Annotated in this window: 16 protein-coding genes; 9 read left to right on the top strand and 7 right to left on the bottom strand. The window is 63.3% G+C overall.

Annotation, left to right across the window (positions count from 1 at the left end):
* The first annotated feature begins 4 nt into the window (after positions 1-4).
* The 9 genes from murD (at position 5) to lpxC (ending at position 10,469) form a co-directional block, all read left to right on the top strand.
* Positions 5-1,351, top strand: a complete 1,347-nt coding sequence (murD, locus tag QRN70_RS18515) for a UDP-N-acetylmuramoyl-L-alanine--D-glutamate ligase (protein WP_285419387.1) — start codon at positions 5-7, stop codon at positions 1,349-1,351.
* Positions 1,348-2,565: a putative lipid II flippase FtsW gene (gene ftsW, locus QRN70_RS18510; RefSeq protein ID WP_502941615.1), complete on the top strand. Its 1,218-nt coding sequence runs from the start codon at positions 1,348-1,350 to the stop codon at positions 2,563-2,565. Before murD ends, ftsW begins: the two co-directional genes overlap by 4 nt.
* On the top strand, positions 2,555-3,625 hold the full coding sequence (murG, locus tag QRN70_RS18505) for an undecaprenyldiphospho-muramoylpentapeptide beta-N-acetylglucosaminyltransferase (protein WP_285419386.1): 1,071 nt from the start codon (positions 2,555-2,557) through the stop codon (positions 3,623-3,625). Before ftsW ends, murG begins: the two co-directional genes overlap by 11 nt.
* On the top strand, positions 3,618-5,078 hold the full coding sequence (gene murC, locus QRN70_RS18500; protein ID WP_108590198.1) for a UDP-N-acetylmuramate--L-alanine ligase: 1,461 nt from the start codon (positions 3,618-3,620) through the stop codon (positions 5,076-5,078). The genes murG and murC overlap by 8 nt, the downstream gene beginning before the upstream one ends.
* Positions 5,075-6,034, top strand: coding sequence for a D-alanine--D-alanine ligase (locus QRN70_RS18495; RefSeq protein WP_285419385.1), 960 nt, complete (start codon positions 5,075-5,077; stop codon positions 6,032-6,034). Before murC ends, QRN70_RS18495 begins: the two co-directional genes overlap by 4 nt.
* 4 nt (positions 6,035-6,038) lie before the next feature.
* Positions 6,039-6,905 carry a cell division protein FtsQ/DivIB gene (locus QRN70_RS18490; protein ID WP_285419384.1) on the top strand — a complete coding sequence of 289 codons (867 nt, stop codon included), beginning with the start codon at positions 6,039-6,041 and terminating at the stop codon, positions 6,903-6,905.
* A 15-nt stretch (positions 6,906-6,920) separates the two neighbouring features.
* Positions 6,921-8,180: a cell division protein FtsA gene (gene ftsA / locus QRN70_RS18485; protein ID WP_007989901.1), complete on the top strand. Its 1,260-nt coding sequence runs from the start codon at positions 6,921-6,923 to the stop codon at positions 8,178-8,180.
* A gap of 68 nt (positions 8,181-8,248) precedes the next feature.
* Complete coding sequence (gene ftsZ / locus QRN70_RS18480; RefSeq protein WP_025109282.1) at positions 8,249-9,445, top strand: cell division protein FtsZ; 1,197 nt, start codon at positions 8,249-8,251, stop codon at positions 9,443-9,445.
* 112 nt (positions 9,446-9,557) lie between these two features.
* Entirely contained in the window at positions 9,558-10,469 is a 912-nt protein-coding gene (gene lpxC / locus QRN70_RS18475) for a UDP-3-O-acyl-N-acetylglucosamine deacetylase (RefSeq protein ID WP_285419383.1), read from the top strand.
* A 107-nt stretch (positions 10,470-10,576) separates the two neighbouring features.
* On the opposite strand, the gene QRN70_RS18470 is transcribed toward lpxC, so the two are convergent.
* The 7 genes from QRN70_RS18470 to QRN70_RS18440 all read right to left on the bottom strand — a co-directional run bounded on the left by QRN70_RS18470 (position 10,577) and on the right by QRN70_RS18440 (position 20,428).
* The gene (locus QRN70_RS18470) at positions 10,577-12,076 is read right to left on the bottom strand and encodes a sensor domain-containing diguanylate cyclase (protein ID WP_285419382.1); all 1,500 of its coding nucleotides are present in this window, start codon (positions 12,074-12,076) and stop codon (positions 10,577-10,579) included.
* Positions 12,077-12,186: 110 nt separating this feature from the next.
* Positions 12,187-13,503, bottom strand: coding sequence for an OprD family porin (locus tag QRN70_RS18465; protein WP_285419381.1), 1,317 nt, complete (start codon positions 13,501-13,503; stop codon positions 12,187-12,189).
* 194 nt (positions 13,504-13,697) lie between these two features.
* Positions 13,698-13,922, bottom strand: a complete 225-nt coding sequence (locus QRN70_RS18460; protein WP_285419380.1) for a hypothetical protein — start codon at positions 13,920-13,922, stop codon at positions 13,698-13,700.
* Positions 13,923-14,122: 200 nt separating this feature from the next.
* Entirely contained in the window at positions 14,123-15,487 is a 1,365-nt protein-coding gene (locus QRN70_RS18455) for a heavy metal sensor histidine kinase (RefSeq protein ID WP_285419379.1), read from the bottom strand.
* Positions 15,477-16,154 carry a heavy metal response regulator transcription factor gene (locus QRN70_RS18450; RefSeq protein ID WP_285419378.1) on the bottom strand — a complete coding sequence of 226 codons (678 nt, stop codon included), beginning with the start codon at positions 16,152-16,154 and terminating at the stop codon, positions 15,477-15,479. The genes QRN70_RS18455 and QRN70_RS18450 overlap by 11 nt, the downstream gene beginning before the upstream one ends.
* A gap of 9 nt (positions 16,155-16,163) precedes the next feature.
* Positions 16,164-19,271 (bottom strand): multidrug efflux RND transporter permease subunit, encoded by a 3,108-nt coding sequence (locus QRN70_RS18445; RefSeq protein WP_285419377.1) that lies wholly within the window; start codon positions 19,269-19,271, stop codon positions 16,164-16,166.
* Positions 19,268-20,428 (bottom strand): efflux RND transporter periplasmic adaptor subunit, encoded by a 1,161-nt coding sequence (locus QRN70_RS18440; RefSeq protein ID WP_285419376.1) that lies wholly within the window; start codon positions 20,426-20,428, stop codon positions 19,268-19,270. Before QRN70_RS18440 ends, QRN70_RS18445 begins: the two co-directional genes overlap by 4 nt.
* Positions 20,429-20,699: the final 271 nt, after the last annotated feature.

The following is a 20,699-nucleotide window of genomic DNA, read 5'->3' as shown; positions in this document are numbered from 1 at the left end:
ACGAGTGTCTCTGATCGCTTCTGACCACTTCCGCATCGTTGTCGGCCTCGGCAAGAGCGGCATGTCCCTGGTTCGCTTCCTGGCGAACCGGGGCGTGGCGTTTGCCGTTGCCGATACGCGGGAAAATCCACCGGAACTGGCCACGCTCAAGCGTGACTATCCGCACGTGGAAGTGCGTTGTGGCGAGCTGGACGTCGAGTTCCTGTGCCGTGCCGACGAGCTCTACGTGAGCCCCGGCCTGGCGCTGGCGACCCCGGCCCTGCAAGCCGCCGCGGCCCGTGGCGTGAAACTGTCCGGCGACATCGAGCTGTTCGCGCGTAACGCGCGGGCGCCGATCGTGGCCATCAGCGGTTCCAACGCGAAAAGCACCGTCACCACCCTGGTCGGCGAGATGGCGGCTGCGGCCGGCAAACGTGTCGCGGTCGGTGGCAACCTCGGGACGCCGGCGCTGGACCTGCTCAGCGACGACGTCGAGCTGTACGTGATGGAGCTGTCGAGCTTCCAGCTGGAAACCACCGACCAGCTCAACGCTGAAGTGGCCACCGTGCTCAACATCAGCGAAGACCACATGGACCGCTACAGCGGCCTGCCGGCCTACCACCTGGCCAAGCACCGGATTTTCCGTGGCGCCCGGCAGTTCGTGGTCAACCGTCAGGATGCGTTGACCCGGCCATTGATGGGCGAGGGCCAGCCGTGCTGGACCTTCGGCCTGACCCAACCGGATTTCAAGGCGTTCGGTATCCGCGAAGAGAACGGCGAGAAATACCTCGCGTTCGAGTTCCAGAACCTGCTGCCGGTGCGCGAGCTGAAGATTCGCGGCGCGCACAATCAGTCCAATGCCCTTGCGGCGCTGGCGCTGGGGCATGCCGTGGGCCTGCCGTTCGACGCCATGCTCAGCGCCCTGCGCAACTTTGCCGGCCTCGAGCACCGCTGCCAGTGGGTGCGTGACCTGGATGGCGTGGGCTATTACAACGATTCCAAGGCGACCAACGTCGGCGCCGCCCTCGCTGCCATCGAAGGCCTGGGTGCGGACATCGCCGGCAAGATCGTGCTGATCGCCGGTGGCGACGGCAAGGGTGCCGAATTCAATGACCTGCGCGATCCGGTGGCGGCCCATTGCCGCGCCGTGATCCTGATGGGACGCGACTCCGACAAGATCGGCGCGGCCATCGGCGACAGCGTGCCGCTGATTCGCGTCGGCTCGCTGGTCGACGCCGTGGCGCAGTGCCGTGCCGTGGCCCAGCCGGGCGATGTCGTGCTGCTGTCGCCGGCGTGCGCCAGTTTCGACATGTTCAAGCATTACGAAGACCGTGGTCACCAGTTCGTCCGCGCCGTGGAGGAACTGGCATGAGCCTGCGCAATATCATCAAGCCGTATCCGTCGCCGATCATCACCGGGCGCGGCATCGATCTCGATTTCCCGATGCTCGCCGGTTGCCTGGCGCTGCTCGGCCTGGGCTTGATCATGATCGCCTCGGCGTCCACCGAAGTGGCGGCGGCGCAGTCGGGCAGTGCGCTGTACTACATGATTCGCCACCTGATCTATGTGGCACTGGGCCTGGGCGCCTGCATCGTCACCATGATGATTCCGATCGCCACCTGGCAGCGCCTGGGCTGGATGATGCTGATCGGTGCGTTCGGTCTGCTGGTGATGGTGATCGTCCCGGGGATCGGCCGTGAAGTGAACGGTTCGATGCGCTGGATCGGTTTCAGTTTCTTCAACGTGCAGCCGTCGGAAATCGCCAAGGTGTTCGTGGTGATCTACCTCGCCGGTTACCTGGTGCGCCGGCAGAAGGAAGTGCGCGAGAGCTGGATGGGCTTCTTCAAGCCGTTCATCGTGCTGCTGCCGATGGCCGGCCTGCTGCTGATGGAGCCGGACTTCGGCGCCACCGTGGTGATGATGGGCGCGGCGGCGGCGATGCTGTTCCTCGGCGGCGTCGGGTTGTTCCGTTTCTCGCTGATGGTGGTGCTGGCCGTGGCCGCTGTGGTGTTGCTGATTCAGATGCAGCCGTACCGGATGGCGCGTCTGACCAACTTCGCCGACCCGTGGGCCGACCAGTTCGGCGCCGGCTATCAGTTGTCGCAGGCGTTGATCGCTTTCGGTCGCGGTGAATGGCTGGGCGTCGGCCTGGGCAACAGCGTGCAGAAGCAGTTCTACCTGCCGGAAGCGCACACCGACTTCGTGTTCTCGGTACTCGCCGAAGAACTCGGCGCGGTGGGTTCGCTGTGCACCGTGGCGTTGTTCGTGTTCGTCTGTATTCGCGGCATGTACATCGGTCTGTGGGCCGAGAAAGCCAAACAGTTTTTTGCCGCCTATGTGGCCTACGGCCTGTCGTTCCTGTGGATCGGCCAGTTCCTGATCAACATCGGCGTGAACGTCGGCCTGCTGCCGACCAAAGGCCTGACCCTGCCGTTCCTCAGTTATGGCGGCAGTTCCCTGGTGATCTGCTGCGCCTGCCTTGGCCTGTTGCTGAGGATCGAGTGGGAGAGTCGGACCCACCTGGGCAGTGAAGAGATGGAATTCCATGAGAGCGACTTCGCCGAGGAGCCGAATCATGGCCGCTAACGTATTGATCATGGCCGGCGGCACCGGTGGCCACGTGTTTCCGGCGCTGGCCTGTGCCCGCGAGTTCCAGGCACGCGGCTACACCGTGCACTGGCTCGGCACGCCCCGCGGGATCGAGAACGATCTGGTGCCGGCGGCCGGTCTGCAACTGCACCGCATCAACGCCAGCGGCCTGCGCGGCAAAGGCAAGCTGTCGCTGCTCAAGGCGCCGTTCATGCTGCTCAAGTCGGTGTGGCAGGCGCGGGCGATCATTCGCCGCCTGCAGCCGGTGTGCGTGGTCGGCTTCGGCGGTTATGTGACCGGTCCTGGCGGCGTCGCCGCCAAACTGGCCGGTGTGCCGGTGATCGTCCACGAGCAGAACGCCGTGGCCGGCACCGCCAATCGGTTGCTGGTGCCGTTCGCCGCCCGGGTGTGTGAAGCGTTCCCCGACACCTTTACCCTGTCGGACAGCCGCCGTACCACCGGTAACCCGGTGCGCAGCGAGCTGTTCCTCGAAACACCGCGGCAGGCCCTGGCCGGCCGCAAGGCGCGTTTGCTGATCCTGGGCGGAAGCCTGGGCGCAGAGCCGTTGAACAAGTTGCTGCCTGAAGCCCTGGCGCAAGTCCCTGCCGACCTGCGTCCGGAAGTGTTTCATCAGGCTGGCAGAAACCACGATGAAGTGACTGCAGAGCGCTACCGCGCCGCCGGCGTCGACGCGCAGGTGCAGCCGTTCATCAAAGACATGGCCCAGGCCTATGGCTGGGCTGACTTGGTGGTGTGCCGCGCCGGCGCATTGACCATCAGTGAACTGGCCGCCGCCGGTCTGCCATCGATGCTGGTGCCTTTGCCCCACGCGATCGACGATCACCAGACCCGCAACGCCGATTATTTGGCCCGTGAAGGCGCTGCCTTCCTGATGCCGCAGAGAACGACTGGTGCCGCGGACCTTGCCGCGCGCCTGACAGAGGTCTTGATGCAACCGCAACGACTCGAAGAAATGGCCCGTGCGGCCCGCCGTCTGGCGAAACCCGAAGCCACCCGCAGTGTGGTCGATACCTGTCTGGAGGTGGCCCATGGTTGAGAATCAGAAAGCCATGCCGCAACCGGAAATGCGCCGGATCCGTCGCATCCACTTCGTCGGCATCGGCGGCGTGGGCATGTGCGGCATTGCCGAAGTGTTGCTGAACCTGGGCTATGAAGTGTCCGGTTCCGACCTCAAGGCCTCGCCGGTCACCGAGCGTCTGGAATCGTTCGGCGCCCACATTTTCATCGGTCACCGCGCCGAGAACGCCGCTGCCGCCGATGTGCTGGTGGTGTCGAGCGCCGTCAATACCTCGAACCCGGAAGTCGCGACCGCGCTGGAACGCCGTATCCCGGTGGTACCGCGGGCCGAGATGCTTGCCGAGCTGATGCGCTATCGTCACGGCATTGCCGTGGCCGGTACCCATGGCAAGACCACCACCACCAGTCTGATCGCGTCGGTATTCGCCGCCGGTGGCCTGGATCCGACCTTCGTCATCGGTGGCCGGCTGAATGCCGCGGGCACCAATGCCCAGCTCGGCACCAGCCGCTACCTGATCGCCGAGGCCGACGAGAGCGACGCCAGTTTCCTGCACCTGCAACCGCTGGTGGCCGTGGTCACCAACATCGACGCCGACCACATGGCGACCTACGACGGCGACTTCAACAAACTGAAGAAAACCTTCGTCGAGTTCCTGCACAACCTGCCGTTCTACGGTCTGGCGGTGATGTGCCTGGACGACCCGGTGGTGCGTGAAATCCTGCCGCTGGTCAAGCGTCCGACCGTCACCTATGGCTTCAGCGAAGACGCCGATGTGCGCGCGATCAACGTGCGCCAGCAAGGCATGCAGACCTTCTTCACCGTGCTGCGCCCTGACCGTGAGCCGCTGGACGTGTCCGTGAACATGCCGGGCAATCACAACGTCCTCAATTCGCTGGCGACCATCTGCATCGCCAGCGACGAAGGCGTCAGCGATGAAGCCATCGTCCAGGGCCTGTCCGGGTTCCAGGGCGTCGGCCGACGCTTCCAGGTCTACGGCGAACTGCCGGTGGACGGCGGCAACGTCATGCTGGTCGACGACTACGGTCACCACCCGACCGAAGTGGCGGCGGTGATCAAGGCCGTGCGCGGTGGCTGGCCGGAGCGCCGCCTGGTGATGGTCTACCAGCCGCACCGCTACAGCCGCACCCGCGACCTGTACGACGATTTCGTCAATGTCCTGGCCGACGCCAACGTGCTGCTGCTGATGGAAGTCTATCCGGCCGGCGAAGAGCCGATCCCGGGTGCCGACAGCCGCAAGCTGTGCAACAGCATCCGCCAGCGCGGTCAGCTCGACCCGATCTACATCGAGCGTGGCGTCGATCTGGCGCCGCTGGTCAAGCCGCTGCTGCGCGCCGGCGACATCCTGTTGTGCCAGGGCGCCGGTGATATCGGCGGTCTCGCGCCGAAACTGTTGAAAAGTGAGTTGTTCGCTGGCGCCGTGGCGGCGTCGGTCGAGGGGAAGTTGAAATGACTGCTGCCTACGCCAATCTGTTCTCCACCATCGCGCCGAAAGACTTCGGCCGCGTCGCCGTGCTGTACGGCGGCCTGAGTGCCGAGCGCGAGGTTTCGCTGAAATCCGGCAAGGCCGTGCTCGAGGCCCTGCAAAGCGCTGGCGTGGACGCGTTCGGCATCGACGTCGGCGAGGATTTGCTGCAGCGTCTGCTCAGCGAAAAGATCGACCGTGCGTTCATCATTCTCCACGGCCGTGGCGGTGAAGACGGCTCCATGCAGGGCCTGCTCGAATGCGCCGGCATTCCCTACACCGGCAGCGGTATCCTCGCTTCCGCGCTGGCCATGGACAAACTGCGCACCAAGCAGGTCTGGCACAGCCTCGGGATTCCGACGCCGCGTCACGCCGTACTGTGCAGCGAAGCCGATTGTATTTCGGCGGTGACGGAACTGGGCTTGCCTTTGATCGTCAAACCGGCGCATGAAGGTTCAAGTATCGGGATGGCCAAAGTGACTTCCGCGTCCGAGTTGATCGACGCCTGGAAAGCGGCCAGTACCTACGATTCGCAAGTCTTGGTCGAGCAATGGATTCAAGGTCCGGAGTTCACCATCGCCACCCTGCGTGACCAGGTGTTGCCTCCTATCGCCCTGGGTACACCGCACACGTTCTACGACTACGACGCCAAGTACATCGCCAACGATACCCAGTACCGCATTCCGTGCGGGCTGGACGCCGCCAAGGAGCAGGAACTCATGGACCTCACGGCCAAGGCCTGTGAGGCGCTGGGTATTGCCGGTTGGGGCAGGGCGGACGTGATGCAGGACGCCGACGGGCAGTTCTGGTTCCTGGAAGTCAACACCGCTCCGGGCATGACCGATCACAGCCTGGTGCCGATGGCGGCGCGTGCTGCCGGTCTGGATTTCCAGCAACTGGTTCTGGCCATTCTGGCCGCCAGTGTTGAAGCACCTCGAGGTTAAGACGATGCAAGGCGCACAGCTCCGACATCAGCCTCCCGCACCCGGCCGCAAGCCGGTGCCACGGGGTGCCAGCCGAATGGTGGCCAAAGAGCCGATGTCCGCGCGCCTGCCCAAAGCCAATTTCGGCTTCCTCAAAGCGCTGTTCTGGCCGGTGTTGCTGGTGGCGCTCGGTTTCGGCACCTATGAAGGCGCCCAGCGCCTGTTGCCGTATGCCGACCGGCCGATCACCAAGATCGCCGTGCAGGGCGACCTCAGCTACATCAGCCAGCAGGCGGTACAGCAGCGCATCGCCCCGTACGTGGCGTCGAGCTTCTTCACCATCGACCTGGCGAGCATGCGCACCGAGCTGGAGCAGATGCCGTGGATCGCTCACGCCGAAGTGCGCCGGGTGTGGCCGGACCAGGTGGTGATCCGCCTCGAGGAGCAACTGCCCGTGGCCCGTTGGGGCGACGAGTCGCTGCTCAACAACCAGGGCCAGGCGTTCACGCCCAAGGAACTGGCGAACTACGAACACCTGCCACAGCTGTTCGGCCCGCAGCGGGCCCAGCAGCAAGTGATGCAGCAGTACCAGGTGCTGAGCCAGATGCTCAGGCCATTGGGCTTCTCGATTGCGCGCCTGGAGCTGCGTGAACGTGGCAGCTGGTTCCTGACCACCGGCGCCGGCAGTGCCGGTCCGGGCATCGAACTGCTGCTGGGCCGCGGCAACCTGGTGGAAAAGATGCGCCGCTTCATTGCCATCTATGACAAGACGCTCAAAGAACAGATTACGAACATTGCGCGCATCGATCTGCGCTACGCCAACGGCCTCGCCGTTGGCTGGCGGGAACCAGTAGCGCCGACGACAGCCCAACCCGCTGTCGCAAAGAATTAAGAAGAGGCAGGACCCATGGCAAACGTGCAAAGCGGCAAAATGATCGTCGGTCTCGATATCGGCACCTCCAAGGTGGTGGCGCTGGTCGGCGAGGTCGCGGACGACGGCACGCTGGAAATCGTCGGGATCGGTACGCATCCGTCCCGCGGCCTGAAGAAAGGCGTGGTGGTGAACATCGAGTCCACCGTGCAGTCGATCCAGCGCGCGATCGAGGAAGCCCAGCTGATGGCTGGTTGCCGCATTCACTCGGCATTCGTCGGCGTGGCCGGCAATCACATCCGCAGCCTGAACTCCCACGGCATCGTCGCGATCCGTGATCGCGAAGTCAGCTCGGCGGACCTCGAGCGCGTGCTCGACGCGGCCCAGGCCGTGGCGATCCCGGCCGACCAGCGCGTGCTGCACACCCTGCCGCAGGATTACGTGATCGATAACCAGGAAGGCGTGCGTGAGCCGCTGGGCATGTCCGGCGTGCGTCTGGAAGCCAAGGTCCATGTGGTCACCTGTGCCGTCAACGCCGCGCAGAACATTGAAAAATGCGTGCGTCGCTGCGGTCTGGAAATCGACGACATCATCCTCGAGCAACTGGCGTCGGCCTACTCGGTGCTGACCGACGACGAAAAAGAGTTGGGCGTGTGCCTGGTCGACATCGGCGGTGGCACCACCGACATCGCGATCTTCACCGAAGGCGCGATCCGCCACACCGCGGTGATCCCGATTGCCGGTGACCAGGTGACCAACGACATCGCCATGGCGTTGCGCACCCCGACCCAGTACGCCGAAGAGATCAAGATCCGCTACGCCTGCGCCCTGGCCAAACTGGCCGGCGCCGGTGAAACCATCAAGGTGCCGAGCGTCGGCGACCGTCCACCGCGCGAACTGTCGCGCCAGGCCCTGGCCGAAGTGGTCGAGCCGCGCTACGACGAGCTGTTCACCCTGATCCAGGCCGAACTGCGTCGCAGCGGCTACGAAGACCTGATCCCGGCGGGCATCGTCCTCACCGGCGGTACGTCGAAGATGGAAGGTGCGACCGAGCTGGCCGAGGAAATCTTCCACATGCCGGTGCGCCTCGGCGTGCCGCACGGCGTGAAGGGTCTGGATGACGTGGTGCGCAACCCGATTTATTCCACTGGCGTGGGCTTGTTGATGTACGGCCTGCAGAAGCAGTCCGACGGGATCTCGTTCTCGGGCATCGGCAGCCGCGACAGCTACAGCAACGAAGAGCCGCAAGCGCCGTTGCTGGACCGATTGAAGAAGTGGGTTCAAGGCAACTTCTAACGCTTTACCGCAACACCGCGACAAAAATGCAGTAGGCGAAAAAACTAGAGAATGTAAGGAGAGGGAAAATGTTCGAACTCGTAGACAACATCCCCGCAAGCCCGGTAATCAAAGTTATCGGTGTTGGCGGTGGCGGCGGCAACGCTGTCAACCACATGGTCAAGAGCAACATCGAAGGCGTCGAATTCATCTGCGCCAACACCGATGCTCAAGCGCTGAAAAACATCGGCGCGCGGACCATCCTGCAACTGGGTACCGGCGTGACCAAAGGCCTGGGCGCCGGTGCCAACCCGGAAGTCGGCCGTCAGGCTGCGCTGGAAGATCGCGAGCGCATCGCTGAAGTGCTGGCCGGCACCAACATGGTGTTCATCACCACTGGCATGGGCGGTGGTACCGGTACCGGTGCTGCGCCGATCATCGCCGAAGTGGCCAAGGAAATGGGCATCCTCACCGTTGCGGTGGTGACCCGTCCGTTCCCGTTCGAAGGCCGCAAGCGTATGCAGATCGCCGACGAAGGCATCCGCATGCTCTCGGAAAGCGTCGACTCGCTGATCACCATTCCGAACGAAAAACTGCTGACCATCCTCGGCAAGGACGCCAGCCTCTTGTCGGCTTTCGCCAAGGCTGACGATGTTCTGGCCGGTGCCGTGCGCGGTATCTCCGACATCATCAAGCGTCCGGGCATGATCAACGTCGACTTCGCCGACGTGCGTACCGTGATGAGCGAAATGGGCATGGCGATGATGGGCACTGGCTGCGCCAGCGGTCCGAACCGTGCACGTGAAGCGACCGAAGCGGCCATCCGCAACCCGCTGCTGGAAGACGTGAACCTGCAAGGCGCACGCGGCATCCTGGTGAACATCACCGCCGGTCCTGACCTGTCCCTGGGTGAGTACTCCGACGTGGGTAGCATCATCGAAGCCTTCGCTTCCGAGCACGCGATGGTCAAGGTCGGTACCGTGATCGATCCGGACATGCGCGACGAACTGCACGTGACCGTGGTTGCCACCGGTCTGGGCGCGAAAATCGAGAAGCCTGTGAAGGTCATCGACAACACCGTCCACACCTCGATGGCAGCTGCCCAGGTGCAACAGCCGGCACCCGCTCGTCAGGAAGCTCCAGCGGTGAACTACCGTGACCTGGATCGTCCGACCGTCATGCGCAACCAGGCTCAGGCCGGTGCTGCGACTGCCGCGAAGATGAATCCGCAGGATGACCTGGACTACCTGGACATCCCGGCTTTCCTGCGTCGTCAGGCCGATTGATGAAATGTATCAGGGGTATTCGGGTGATTGGTGTTCAGCAAAGGCTCGGTCTGCTATCATCGCCAGCCTTTGTTGATACCAGTTCGCAATTTGCGCTGAAGCGGCCCATGCCATGATTAAACAACGCACCCTGAAGAATATTATCCGTGCCACAGGTGTCGGCCTGCACTCCGGGGAGAAGGTCTATCTGACCCTCAAGCCTGCGCCTGTCGACACTGGCATTGTGTTTTGTCGCGCTGACCTCGACCCTGTGGTGCAGATTCCTGCCCGCGCGGAAAACGTCGGTGAAACCACTATGTCGACCACCCTGGTAAATGGTGACGTCAAAGTGGACACGGTAGAGCACTTGCTCTCGGCCATGGCTGGCCTGGGCATCGATAACGCCTACGTCGAGCTCTCCGCGTCCGAAGTCCCGATCATGGATGGCAGCGCCGGACCCTTCGTATTCCTGATTCAATCGGCAGGCCTGGAAGAACAGGACGCCGCCAAGAAATTCATCCGCATCCTGCGTGAAGTGACAGTGGAAGACGGCGACAAGCGCGCCACTTTCGTCCCTTTCGAAGGGTTCAAGGTGAGCTTCGAGATCGATTTCGATCACCCGGTTTTCCGGGACCGCACGCAAAGTGCAAGCGTGGACTTTTCCAGCACTTCGTTCGTAAAAGAAGTCAGCCGCGCGCGTACTTTCGGTTTCATGAGTGACATCGAGTACCTGCGCAAGCAGAACCTCGCACTCGGCGGCAGCGTGGAAAACGCGATCGTGGTCGATTCCGATGGCGTACTTAACGAAGACGGCCTTCGCTACGAAGACGAATTCGTCAAGCACAAGATCCTCGATGCGATTGGCGACCTGTACCTGCTGGGCAACAGCCTGATTGGTGAGTTCAAGGGCTTCAAGTCCGGTCACGCACTGAACAACCAGCTCCTGCGCAAGTTGATTGAGCAGAAAGATGCCTGGGAAGTCGTGACGTTCGAAGACGCCAGCACCGCACCAATCTCTTACATGCGCCCGGTTGCGGCCGTGTAAGTAAAAAACCTCTCTAGTTTTTTGAAGGCCACCCTCGGGTGGCCTTTTTTTATGTCCGCCGTGTGCTGTGCACGACTGCGGTTTTTCGCTGCAAACCTGCGCTCCACTCAGCCAGCGACCACCCGGTTGCGTCCGCTTTCCTTGGCCTGGTACAGGGCCTTGTCCGCCGCGAACAACAGCTGCTCCAGCGTGCTCTCGCTGCGGGTGGTCCAGGTGCTGATGCCGATGCTCACCGTCATGGCCCGCTCGGCGCCTTCGACCCACGGCAACTGCTGCACCGCTTCGCGGATATGCTCGGCAATCTGCCGCGCGCCGGCGCCATCGGTTTCGGCGAGGATCACCGAGAACTCCTCACCGCCATAACGCGCCACCAGATCCGCCGGACGTCGCACGTTGGCGCTGATCACCCGGGCCAGATCGCGCAGCGCCTGATCCCCGGCCTGGTGCCCGTGGCGATCGTTGAAAGCCTTGAAGTGGTCGGCGTCGATCATCATCACCGACAACGGCTTGCCGGAACGCTGGGCGCGGAACCACTCATGGCGCAGGGACTGGTCGAGCATGCGCCGGTTGGCCACGCCCGTGAGGTCATCGGTGGCCGCCAGTTGCGCCAGTTCGCGTTCCGCGCGATGACGCAGGCGCAACTCGCGGGCCAGCAGCCAGGTCAGCCATAGCAGGCCGATGCACAGCACGCCGGTGGCGCCGCTGATCAGCAGCGCCGTACGCCGCCAGGCGGCGAACACCTCATCGCTGGACAGCGCAACGATCACCGTCAACGGCAGGTTGCCGACCCGCGAGTAGGTGTAGAGCCGTTTCTGCTGGTCGATGCTCGAGACGCTGCTGAAGCTGCCATTGCCCTCGCGCAGGATGCGCACCACGTTCGGCCGGGTGGCGAAGCTCTTGCCGATCGAGTCGCGTTGCAGGTAGGGCTTCTGCGCCAGCAGCACGCCGTCGTCATTGATGATGTTCAGCGTGCTGTCGCTGCCGATGTCGAGGCTGTTGAACAGTTCGTCGAAGTAATCGAGCTTCATCGACGCCACGGCCACGCCGATGAATTCACCGGTCTCGGAGGACATCCGCCGACTGAAACTGATCCGCCACTGATCGGCGTATTCGCAGTCGCAGCGGGTTTTGAACGGGCGGCTGATGAACATGCCGGCGTCGCGATTGAAGGCATGGGCGAGGAAATAATCGCGGTCGGCGAAGTTGCCCGGTTTGGGCTCGATCCGCGAGGAATCGGCGATCACGTCGCCGTGCTTGTCCAGCAGCAGGATGTCACCCTTGAAGCGCGCCGTGGTGGAGCGGTCGAACAACGCCAGATGGCGGATCGACGGCGAGACATTCTTCAGGTCCTCGCGCTGGGCCGCGGCGATCAGCCCTTGCAGCGTCAGGTCGTACAGCTCGACGGTGCGCAGTACATCGGCGTCGATCAACTGGGCGATGGTGGTGGCGCCACGGGTGGCCGCCTCCTGGGCGCTGGCATGTTCGCGGATCAGCAGGAAGGTGACGATGCAGACAATCGCGATCACGCTCAGCAGGCTGCCCAGGATCAACAGCCGCTCGGGGCGTCCGGTCTTGCCCGTGGAGGGTGGGGTACGGCTCGCGATCATGATAGGGCTGTCGGTTGGAGGGTCTTATCAGCGTAGTTGCACAAACGCCGCTGGCGCCGGCATGAAAAAGGCCAGCGCGTCAGGCTGGCCTCTTTAGCGTAGCGCCGATCTTAGAAGACGTTGATCGGGTAGTCGACGATGACACGGTATTCATCTGTGTCCGAATCGATGGCGCCATAGCCGTTGCCGCCGCGGTTGGTCGCCCATTGCAGGCGTACGGCCAGATCCTTGGCCTGGCCGCTCTGCACCACGTACTTGAGGTCGATGTCGCGTTCCCAGTGTTTGGCGTTGCGCCCTTCGGCGCTGTACCACGACGCGTAGCCCTGGCTGGCCGGGTCGACCTTGGTCAGGTCCAGCGTGCCGCGCGAGTAGGACACGGCCGAAGTCAGGCCGGGCATGCCGACACCGGCGAAGTCGTAGGCGTACTTGAGTTTCCACGAGCGCTCGTTGGGGCCGTTGAAGTCCGAGTATTGCTGCGAATTGTCGAGGTAGACGCTGTCGCCCTGGCTGATGTAGTCGAAGGGCGTGTTGCCGTTGACCCGTTGATAGGCGGCAGTGACGCTGTGGCTGCCGATACCGACGGTGAAATGCAGGCTGTAGGTGTTGTTGTCGATGGCGCCCAGCAGCGCATCGCCGGTGTCCTGGGTGTGGTAGTAGTGCAGGCCCGGGTTGAGGCTGACCAGATCGTTCAGCGCCCAGGTGTAGTCGAGGTCGTAGTAGTACTGATTCCAGATGTCCTTGAGCTCGGCGGCGTAGAGGTTGCTGGTCAGCCCTTCGATGCCGCTCCAGCTCACCCCGGCCCAGTTCAGATGGCGGCTTTCGTCGCCGTCGGCGAGGCTGCCGTAGGAGGTGCCGATGCGCGTGTGGCCACTCTGGTTGTACGGCTTGGTGAAGCTGGCCTGGCCACCCTCGATCAGCCAGCCATCGAAACTGTGGTTGGCGAGGCTGACGCCGCGGAAGGTCTGCGGCAGCATGCGCGAGTCACCGCCGGCGATCACCGGGTTGGTAAGGAACAGGTCGCCGGCCTTCAGCTCCGTGTCGAACGCGCGCATTTTCAAGGTGCCACCGGCCGTGGAGAACGACCCCGGTGCCTTGCCGCTGCCGTCGCTGACCGGCAGGATGCTGGAGTTGTCCGTGCCGCCACCGCCGTCGAGTTTCAGCCCGAGCATGGCGTGCGCGTCGATACCGAAACCGACTGTGCCTTCGGTGTAGCCGGATTGGAATACCCCGAGAAAGCCCTGGCCCCACTCGATGTTGTCATCCGTCTGCTGCAGGCGGTTGCGGTTCATGTAGTAGTTGCGGGCGTTGAGGTTGAGGCTCGAGCCTTCGATGAAACCTGCCTGTTCAGGCTCGGCGGCATGGGCGCAAGGTGCAATCGTTGCGGCGATTGCAATGAACAACGGGGTGAAGCGGACTGGGTAACGCACGTGCGGTAAAGCTCCTTGGGTCAACTGGCACCGCAATGAATTGAGGTGCAGGATGTTTCTTGTTTGAAAAGACGCACCAAACGGCTTTCAGACCACAACGAAAAAAGGCCGCTGAAAGTCAGCGGCCTGCAGGGACGACGGTTGAACGGGAAGAGCCAAACAACCGCGTCGAGGGAAACGCAGCGGCGCGTGCCTCAGCTGTCTTTCTCGGCAGCGGAGCGCGCCTGGGAAGCGGCAGCCTGAGGGGCCTGCGTGGCGTCTTTGGCTTTGGCCATCATTTCTGCCTGGTGCTGTTCATACGCCTGGTTGCGTGCGGAATTCTGCGCGACGAAGGCGTGGGATTCTTCAGCCATCGCCATCGGCGACAGGATCAATGAGGACAAAACGAAAGCGCTGGCAATACCCATACTGTTGGACATCTGGAAAACCTTCTTGCTTGGCAAGTGCTGTTTGGTGCGGGCAAAGATAAGGGTGCCGGGCAGGGGGAAACAGCGTGATTTTCATAAATGACTGTTACAGAAGAGGCAAAGATCGCCGCCTGCGGCAGCGCCTGCAGTATCGATCGTACTGAGCGATCCCACGCTCTGCGCCGGCGAGACCCTGTAGCCCGTAGACGCAGTCAGACCGGCAAGTGAATGCCGAAGGTGTTCATCCCGCGATCACTGCGCACGAACACATCGCCGCCATGCATCAGCGCAATCGCCTTGACGATCGCCAGGCCCAGGCCATGGTTGTTGCCGCTGTTGCTGCGCGAGGCATCGACCCGGTAGAAGCGTTCGAACAGGCGCGGCAGATGCTCGCTGGCAATCGGCGCACCGGGGTTGGCCACGCCGATGCTGACCTGATGTTCCATGACTTCGATCCGCACCTCGATGACCTGGCCCGGCGCGGTGTGCTGCACGGCGTTGCTCAACAGATTGATCAGCGCCCGACGCAGGTGGGCGATCTCGATCTGTACCTGCGCGTCGCCGCTGACCTGAACCTGCACCTGGGCGTCTTCGAGGATGAAATCCAGGTACTCGAGGGTTGTCGCCACCTCGTCGGCCAGCGATGTCGTGGTCAGTTTGGTGGCCTTGCTGCCCTGGTCGGCACTGGCCAGGAACAGCATGTCGTTGATGATCGAGCGCAGCCGCTCAAGCTCCTCGAGGTTCGATTGCAGCACTTCGAAATAATGCTCCGCCGAGCGCCCGCGGGTCAGCGCGACCTGGGTCTGACCGATCAGGTTGGTCAGCGGCGAGCGCAGTTCATGGGCCACGTCGGCGTTGAACGACTCCAGCCGCGACCACGCCTGTTCGACCCGCTCCAGGGTCGAGTTGAACGCGCTGACGAACTGCTTCAGTTCCGGCGGCAGCGGCGACAGGCGCAGGCGTCCGGCGCGCAATGGCGGCGCCAGGCGCTGGGCTTCCTGGGAGAGTTTGATCAGCGGCTTGAGGCCGATCCGCGCCACCCAGTAGCCCAGTGCCGAGGCCAGCAGCACGCCGACAATCGCCAGGCTGATCAGGGCCATCAGCAATTGGTGCTGGGTCTGGTAGAACGTCTCGGTGTCGATGCCGATCATGAAGCGCAGCGGCGGGCGCTGATCCTTGGCCGGCAACTCGGTAAGCAGCACTTTCAGCGGGTAGGGATGGTCGGGCAACTGCAGGTCGCGCATGCCTGGCGGGCCGGCGGCGAATGCGCGGATCAGGGCATCCGGCGCGCCGTATTCGTATTCCGGATTGCCGCTCACCACCCAGAAACGGATGCGCTTGTCCTCTTCACCGAGCAGCTTGAGCTTGGCATTGATCTTCACCCAGTGCTCGGGCGTGCCATAGCGGTTGAGCGCCGATTCCAGCACGCTGTAGCGCGCGTCCAGTTCGGCTTCGGGCAACAGGCCCAGGCCCTTGTCCACCTGCTGGTACAGCGCGCCGCCGATCAGCACGAAGACCAGCAGGGCGACCAGGGTGAACATGCCACTCAGGCGCAGGGCGATGGAATTACTCGACACCACGGCTCTCCAGGACATAACCCATGCCACGAATGGTGTGCAGCAGTTTCTCCTCGAACGGTCCGTCGAGCTTGGCTCGCAGCCGTTTGATCGCGACCTCGACGACATTCGCGTCGCTGTCGAAATTGATGTCCCAGACCATCTCGGCAATCGCCGTTTTCGAGAGGATTTCGCCCTGTCGCCGAGCGAGCACGCTGAGCAGCGAGAACTCCTTGGCGGTCAGGTCCAGCCGCGTGCCGGCGCGGGTCGCCTTGCGGCTGATGAGGTCGATCCACAGGTCGGCGATGCTCACCTGCACCGGTTCATGACCGCCGCTACGGCGGGTCAGCGCTTGCAGGCGCGCCACCAGTTCGAGGAAGGAAAACGGCTTGCCGAGGTAATCGTCGGCGCCGTCGCGCAGGCCCTTGATCCGGTCTTCGACACGCTCGCGGGCGGTGAGCATGATCACCGGCGTCTGCTTGCGCGCGCGCAGTGCGCGCAGCACGCCGAAGCCGTCCAGGCCCGGCAGCATCACGTCGAGGACGATCACCGCGTAATCGCTTTCCAGCGCCAGGTGCAGGCCTTCGATGCCGTCACGGGCCAGGTCCACGGTGTAACCCTGTTCCGTCAGACCGCGGTGCAGATAATCCGCGGTTTTTTCCTCGTCTTCGATAATCAGAACGCGCATGACCCCGCCTCAGTCTGTGGTCGCCAGCGTCGGCTCGCTCGCGGACGCTGGTCTGGGCCGATGGAACAGCCGCTCGAGCCATAAGTATATGACCGGCGTGGTGAACAGCGTCAGCATCTGGCTGACCAGCAAGCCGCCCACCACCGCGATCCCCAGCGGCTGCCGCAGTTCGGCGCCGGTGCCATAGCCGAGCATCAGCGGCAGGGCGCCGAGGAGGGCGGCGAGGGTGGTCATGATGATCGGCCGGAAGCGCGTCAGGCACGCTTCGAAAATCGCCTCCTGCGGCGCCAGCCCGCGCTGGCGCTGCGCCTCGAGGGCGAAGTCGATCATCAGGATGCCGTTTTTCTTGACGATGCCGATCAGCAGCACCAGGCCGATCAGCGCCATGATCGAAAAATCCTGGCCGCACAGCCAGAGCATGATCACCGCACCCAGGCCCGCCGCCGGCAGCGTGGAAATGATGGTCAGCGGATGGACGAAACTCTCGTAGAGCACGCCGAGAATGATGTACACCGCCACCAGTGCCGCGAGGATCAGCCAGGGCTGACTCTTGAGTGAGCTCTGGAACGCCTGCGCCGCGCCCTGGAAGTTGCCGCTGATCGCGGTCGGCATGCCGATTTCGGCCTTGGCCTGGTTGAGCAGAACCACCGCGTCGCCCAACGCCACGCCGGGGGCGAGGTTGAACGACAGGTTGGCGGCCGGGAACATGCCGTCATGGGCGATGGACAGCGGGCCGATGGTCGGCGCATCGAATCTGGCCAGCGCCGACAGCGGCACCATTTCCCCGCTCAGCGGCGAGCGCAGGTAGAAGTAGTTGAGGCTCTCGGCCTTGCCGCGCTGGCGGGTGTCCAGTTCGAGGATCACGTTGTACTGGTTGACCTGGGTCTGGAACTCGTTGATCTGGCGTTGCCCGAACGCGTCGTACAGCGCCTCGTCGACATCGCTGGCGGTCAGGCCGAAGCGCGCCGCGGCGCTGCGGTCGATGCTGATGTGGGTGATGCTGCCGCCCAGTTGCAGGTCGTTGGAGATGTCGCGGAACGCCGGGTTGCTGCGCAGCTTGTCGGTGAGTTTCTGCGTCCAGGTGCTGAGGGTCGCGCCGTCGTTGCTCTTGAGCACGTACTGGTATTGCGCGCGGCTCGGCCCGGAGCTGAGGTTGATGTCCTGACCGGCGCGCAGGTAGAGCACGATGCCCGGTACCTTCATCAGTTGCGGACGAATGCGGTCGATGAACTGACTGGCCGAAACATCGCGCTCGCCGCGTTTTTTCAGGGCGATCCAGAAACGGCCGTTGGCGATGGTCTGGTTGCTCCCGGACACGCCGACCGAGTGGGAAAACGCCTGCACGGCCGGATCGGCGGCGACGATTTCCGCCATCGCCAGGTGTTTTTTCACCATGTCGCTGTAGGAGATATCCGCCGCGGCTTCGGTGGTGCCGAGGACGAACCCGGTGTCCTGCACCGGGAAGAACCCCTTGGGGATAAACACATAACCGCCGACGGCCAACGCCACGGATAATCCGAACACGCCAATCATCAGCTTCTGATGGGCGAGGGCGCGGCGCAGGCCTTTTTCATACCAGCCGAGCAGGCGTTCGCTGAAGCCGGGTCTGGCGTGCGCGTGGTGCAGCGGTTTGCGCATGAACAGCGCCGCGAGGGTCGGCGCCAGGGTCAACGACACCACCACCGAGATCAGGATGGTCGAGGTCGCGGTCAGGGCGAATTCCTTGAACAGCCGCCCGACCACACCGCCCATGAACAGCAGCGGAATGAACGCCGCCACCAGCGAGAAACTGATCGAGACCACGGTGAAGCCGATCTCGCCGGCGCCCTTGACCGCGGCCTCGCGCATGTTGTCGCCGGCCTCCAGATGGCGATGGATGTTCTCCACCACCACAATCGCATCGTCGACCACAAACCCCACGGCCACCACGATGGCCACCAGGGTCAGGTTGTTCAGGCTGAAACCGAGCAGGTACATCAGGGCGAAACTGGCGGTCAGCGACACACCGAGGACTGCCGAGACAATCAGCGTCGCCGACAACTGGCGCAGGAACAGCGCCATCACGGCCACCACCAGCAGGATCGCGATCAGCAGGGTGATTTCCACTTCGTGCAGGGACGCACGGATGGTCTGCGTGCGGTCGATCAGCACTTTCACTTGCACCGACGCCGGCAGCATCGCCTCAAGGCCCGGCAGCGCCGCCTGAATGCGGTCGACCGTCTCGACGATGTTGGCCCCCGGTTGCCGCGAGATCACCAGGTTGACCCCCGGTTGATCGCCGGCCCAGGCCTGCACGTAGGCATCTTCCGAACCGTTGACGACTTTGGCGACATCGCGCAGGTGAACCGGTGCGCCATCCTTGTAGGAAACGATGAGTTGGCTGTATTCCTCGGGGTGGAACAACTGGTCGTTGGTCGACAGTGTGGAAATGCTCGACTCACCGTACAGCGCGCCTTTGGCCAGGTTGAGGCTGGTCTGCTGGATCGCCAGGCGAATGTCGGCGAGGGTCAGGCCGATGGCGGCGAGTTTGTCCGCCGAGGCCTGGACCCGAATCGCCGGACGTTGCTGACCGGTGATGTTGATCTGGCCGACGCCATCGATCTGACTGATCTGACGCGCCAGCAGGGTTTCCACCAGGTCGCTGAGTTCGGTGCCGGGCATTTGCGTGGAGCTGACGCTGAGGATCAGCACCGGGCTGTCGGCCGGGTTGACCTTCTTCCAGGTCGGCAGGGTCGGCATGTCCTTGGGCAGCTTGCCGGCGGCGGTGTTGATCGCGGCCTGCACTTCCTGGGCGGCGGTGTCGATGCTCTTGTCGAGGGTGAATTGCAGGGTCAGCAGGCTCGACCCGAGGGCGCTGCTGGAGGTCATCTGGGTCATGCCGGGAATGGCGCTGAATTGCACTTCCAACGGCGTGGCCACCGATGACGCCATGGTGTCGGGGCTGGCGCCGGGCAGTTGTGCGGAGACCTGAATGGTCGGGAATTCGGCTTCCGGCAGCGGCGCAATCGGCAGGCGCGGGAAGGCAATCACGCCGACCAGCACCAGGGCGATGGTCAGCAGAATGGTCGCCACCGGGTGATCGATGCACCAGGTCGAAACGCCTTTGTGCTGCTTCATGGCTTGGGCTCCGCTTGCACCACCTGCGGCGGTTCGCTCATGACCTGCACGGTCGAACCGGGCTTGAGCCGCGACTGGCCGTCACTGACCAGGACGTCGCCGGGGTTCACGCCTTTGATGATGTCCTGACCGCTGCCCTGATAAACCATCTGCACCTGCACCACTTCAACCTTGTCGCCGTTGACCCGGTACACGAAGTGTTGATCGAGGCCACGTTGTACGACAGTGGGCGGCACCACCAGCGCATCTTTATCCAATGCTGTCTGAATCTTTACCGTGACCAGCAGGCCGGGCCACAGCTTCTGCCCGGGGTTGGCGAATTCGGCCTTGGCGCGGATGGTGCCGGTGTTGGCGTTGATCTGGTTGTCGATCAGGGTCAGGTGCCCCTCGCCGAGCAGGTTGCCGGTTTCGCCGTCGGTGTCGGCCCCGATGTAGGCCTTGACCTGCGCGTGTTGGGGATCGTTGATCAGGCCTTGCAGGGTCGGCAGCATTTGCTGCGGCAGGGAGAATTCCACCGCAATCGGGTCGATCTGGGTCACGGTGAACAGGCCCTGGGCATCGGTCATGCGCAGGAAGTTGCCTTCGTCGACTGTACGAATGCCGACGCGGCCGGTGACCGGGGAGTGAATCTGGGTGTAGGAAAGTTGTACTTGCGCCGCGTCAATCGCCGCCTGGTTGCCCTGGGCAGTGGCTTTCAACTGGTTGACCAGCGCCTGTTGCTGGTCGTAGGTCTGCTTCGATACGCCGTCGTCGACGCTGAGCAGCTTGTAGCGCTTGAGGTTGACCAGGGCCACTTGCAGTTGCGCCTGGCTTTCGCCCAGTTGTGCCCGGGCCTGGTCGAGGCTGGCGCGGATCGAGCGGTCGTCGATGGTTGCCAGCAGATCGCCCTTGTTCACCAGTTGGCCTTCTTTGACCAGGATCCTGGTGAGGATGCCGTCGATCTGCGGGCGTACCACCACGCTGTGCAGCGACAGCACCGAACCGATGCCGCTGGTGTAGCGCGGCACGTCTTTGGCGCTGACGCTGACCACGCGCACCGGGATTGCCGTAGAGGCGACGATCTTGGCCGGTGCGGGTTTCATCGCGTACCACAGGCCGAGGCCTGCGACGATTATCAGCAGGGTGGCGAGCAGGGCCTTTTTCTTCTGGATTTGCATGCTTGTGAGGCGCCAGGGGGGACGGGGTTTGGGCAGGTTGTGTCTTTATAAACTTGTTTGGGGGTCAGGAGGGTGACGGCTGGCTGACGGCGCTGTCAGTTTCGGCTTTTGGGCTTTGGCTTTGGCTTTGGCTTTGGCTTTTGGACTTTTGGCTTGGCGGCCTTTGGGCCGGCCATGCTGTGGTGGTTTTGGGTGTATATCCGTTTCTTCGGGTGCGGCCGCTGGCGGTTCCGCTCTTACAGCGGGTCACTTTGGCAAACGCCCCAAAGTA

Origin of the sequence: Pseudomonas sp. efr-133-TYG-5, from assembly GCF_030209175.1 — a bacterium.
Classification (GTDB): Bacteria; Pseudomonadota; Gammaproteobacteria; order Pseudomonadales; family Pseudomonadaceae; genus Aquipseudomonas.
The sequence above is the reverse complement of the archived record's forward strand: the minus strand, read 5'-3'. Positions and strand labels throughout refer to the sequence as shown.

Excerpts from the sequence above, each read along its gene's own strand:
- ftsW (WP_502941615.1), top strand. The coding sequence starts at position 1,348 with ATGAGCCTGCGCAATATCATCAAGCCGTATCCGTCGCCGATCATCACC.
- murG (WP_285419386.1), top strand. The coding sequence starts at position 2,555 with ATGGCCGCTAACGTATTGATCATGGCCGGCGGCACCGGTGGCCACGTG.
- murC (WP_108590198.1), top strand. The coding sequence starts at position 3,618 with ATGGTTGAGAATCAGAAAGCCATGCCGCAACCGGAAATGCGCCGGATC.
- QRN70_RS18495 (WP_285419385.1), top strand. The coding sequence starts at position 5,075 with ATGACTGCTGCCTACGCCAATCTGTTCTCCACCATCGCGCCGAAAGAC.
- QRN70_RS18490 (WP_285419384.1), top strand. The coding sequence starts at position 6,039 with ATGCAAGGCGCACAGCTCCGACATCAGCCTCCCGCACCCGGCCGCAAG.
- ftsA (WP_007989901.1), top strand. The coding sequence starts at position 6,921 with ATGGCAAACGTGCAAAGCGGCAAAATGATCGTCGGTCTCGATATCGGC.
- ftsZ (WP_025109282.1), top strand. The coding sequence starts at position 8,249 with ATGTTCGAACTCGTAGACAACATCCCCGCAAGCCCGGTAATCAAAGTT.
- lpxC (WP_285419383.1), top strand. The coding sequence starts at position 9,558 with ATGATTAAACAACGCACCCTGAAGAATATTATCCGTGCCACAGGTGTC.
- QRN70_RS18470 (WP_285419382.1), bottom strand. The coding sequence starts at position 12,076 with ATGATCGCGAGCCGTACCCCACCCTCCACGGGCAAGACCGGACGCCCC.
- QRN70_RS18460 (WP_285419380.1), bottom strand. The coding sequence starts at position 13,922 with ATGTCCAACAGTATGGGTATTGCCAGCGCTTTCGTTTTGTCCTCATTG.
- QRN70_RS18450 (WP_285419378.1), bottom strand. The coding sequence starts at position 16,154 with ATGCGCGTTCTGATTATCGAAGACGAGGAAAAAACCGCGGATTATCTG.
- QRN70_RS18445 (WP_285419377.1), bottom strand. The coding sequence starts at position 19,271 with ATGAAGCAGCACAAAGGCGTTTCGACCTGGTGCATCGATCACCCGGTG.
- QRN70_RS18440 (WP_285419376.1), bottom strand. The coding sequence starts at position 20,428 with ATGCAAATCCAGAAGAAAAAGGCCCTGCTCGCCACCCTGCTGATAATC.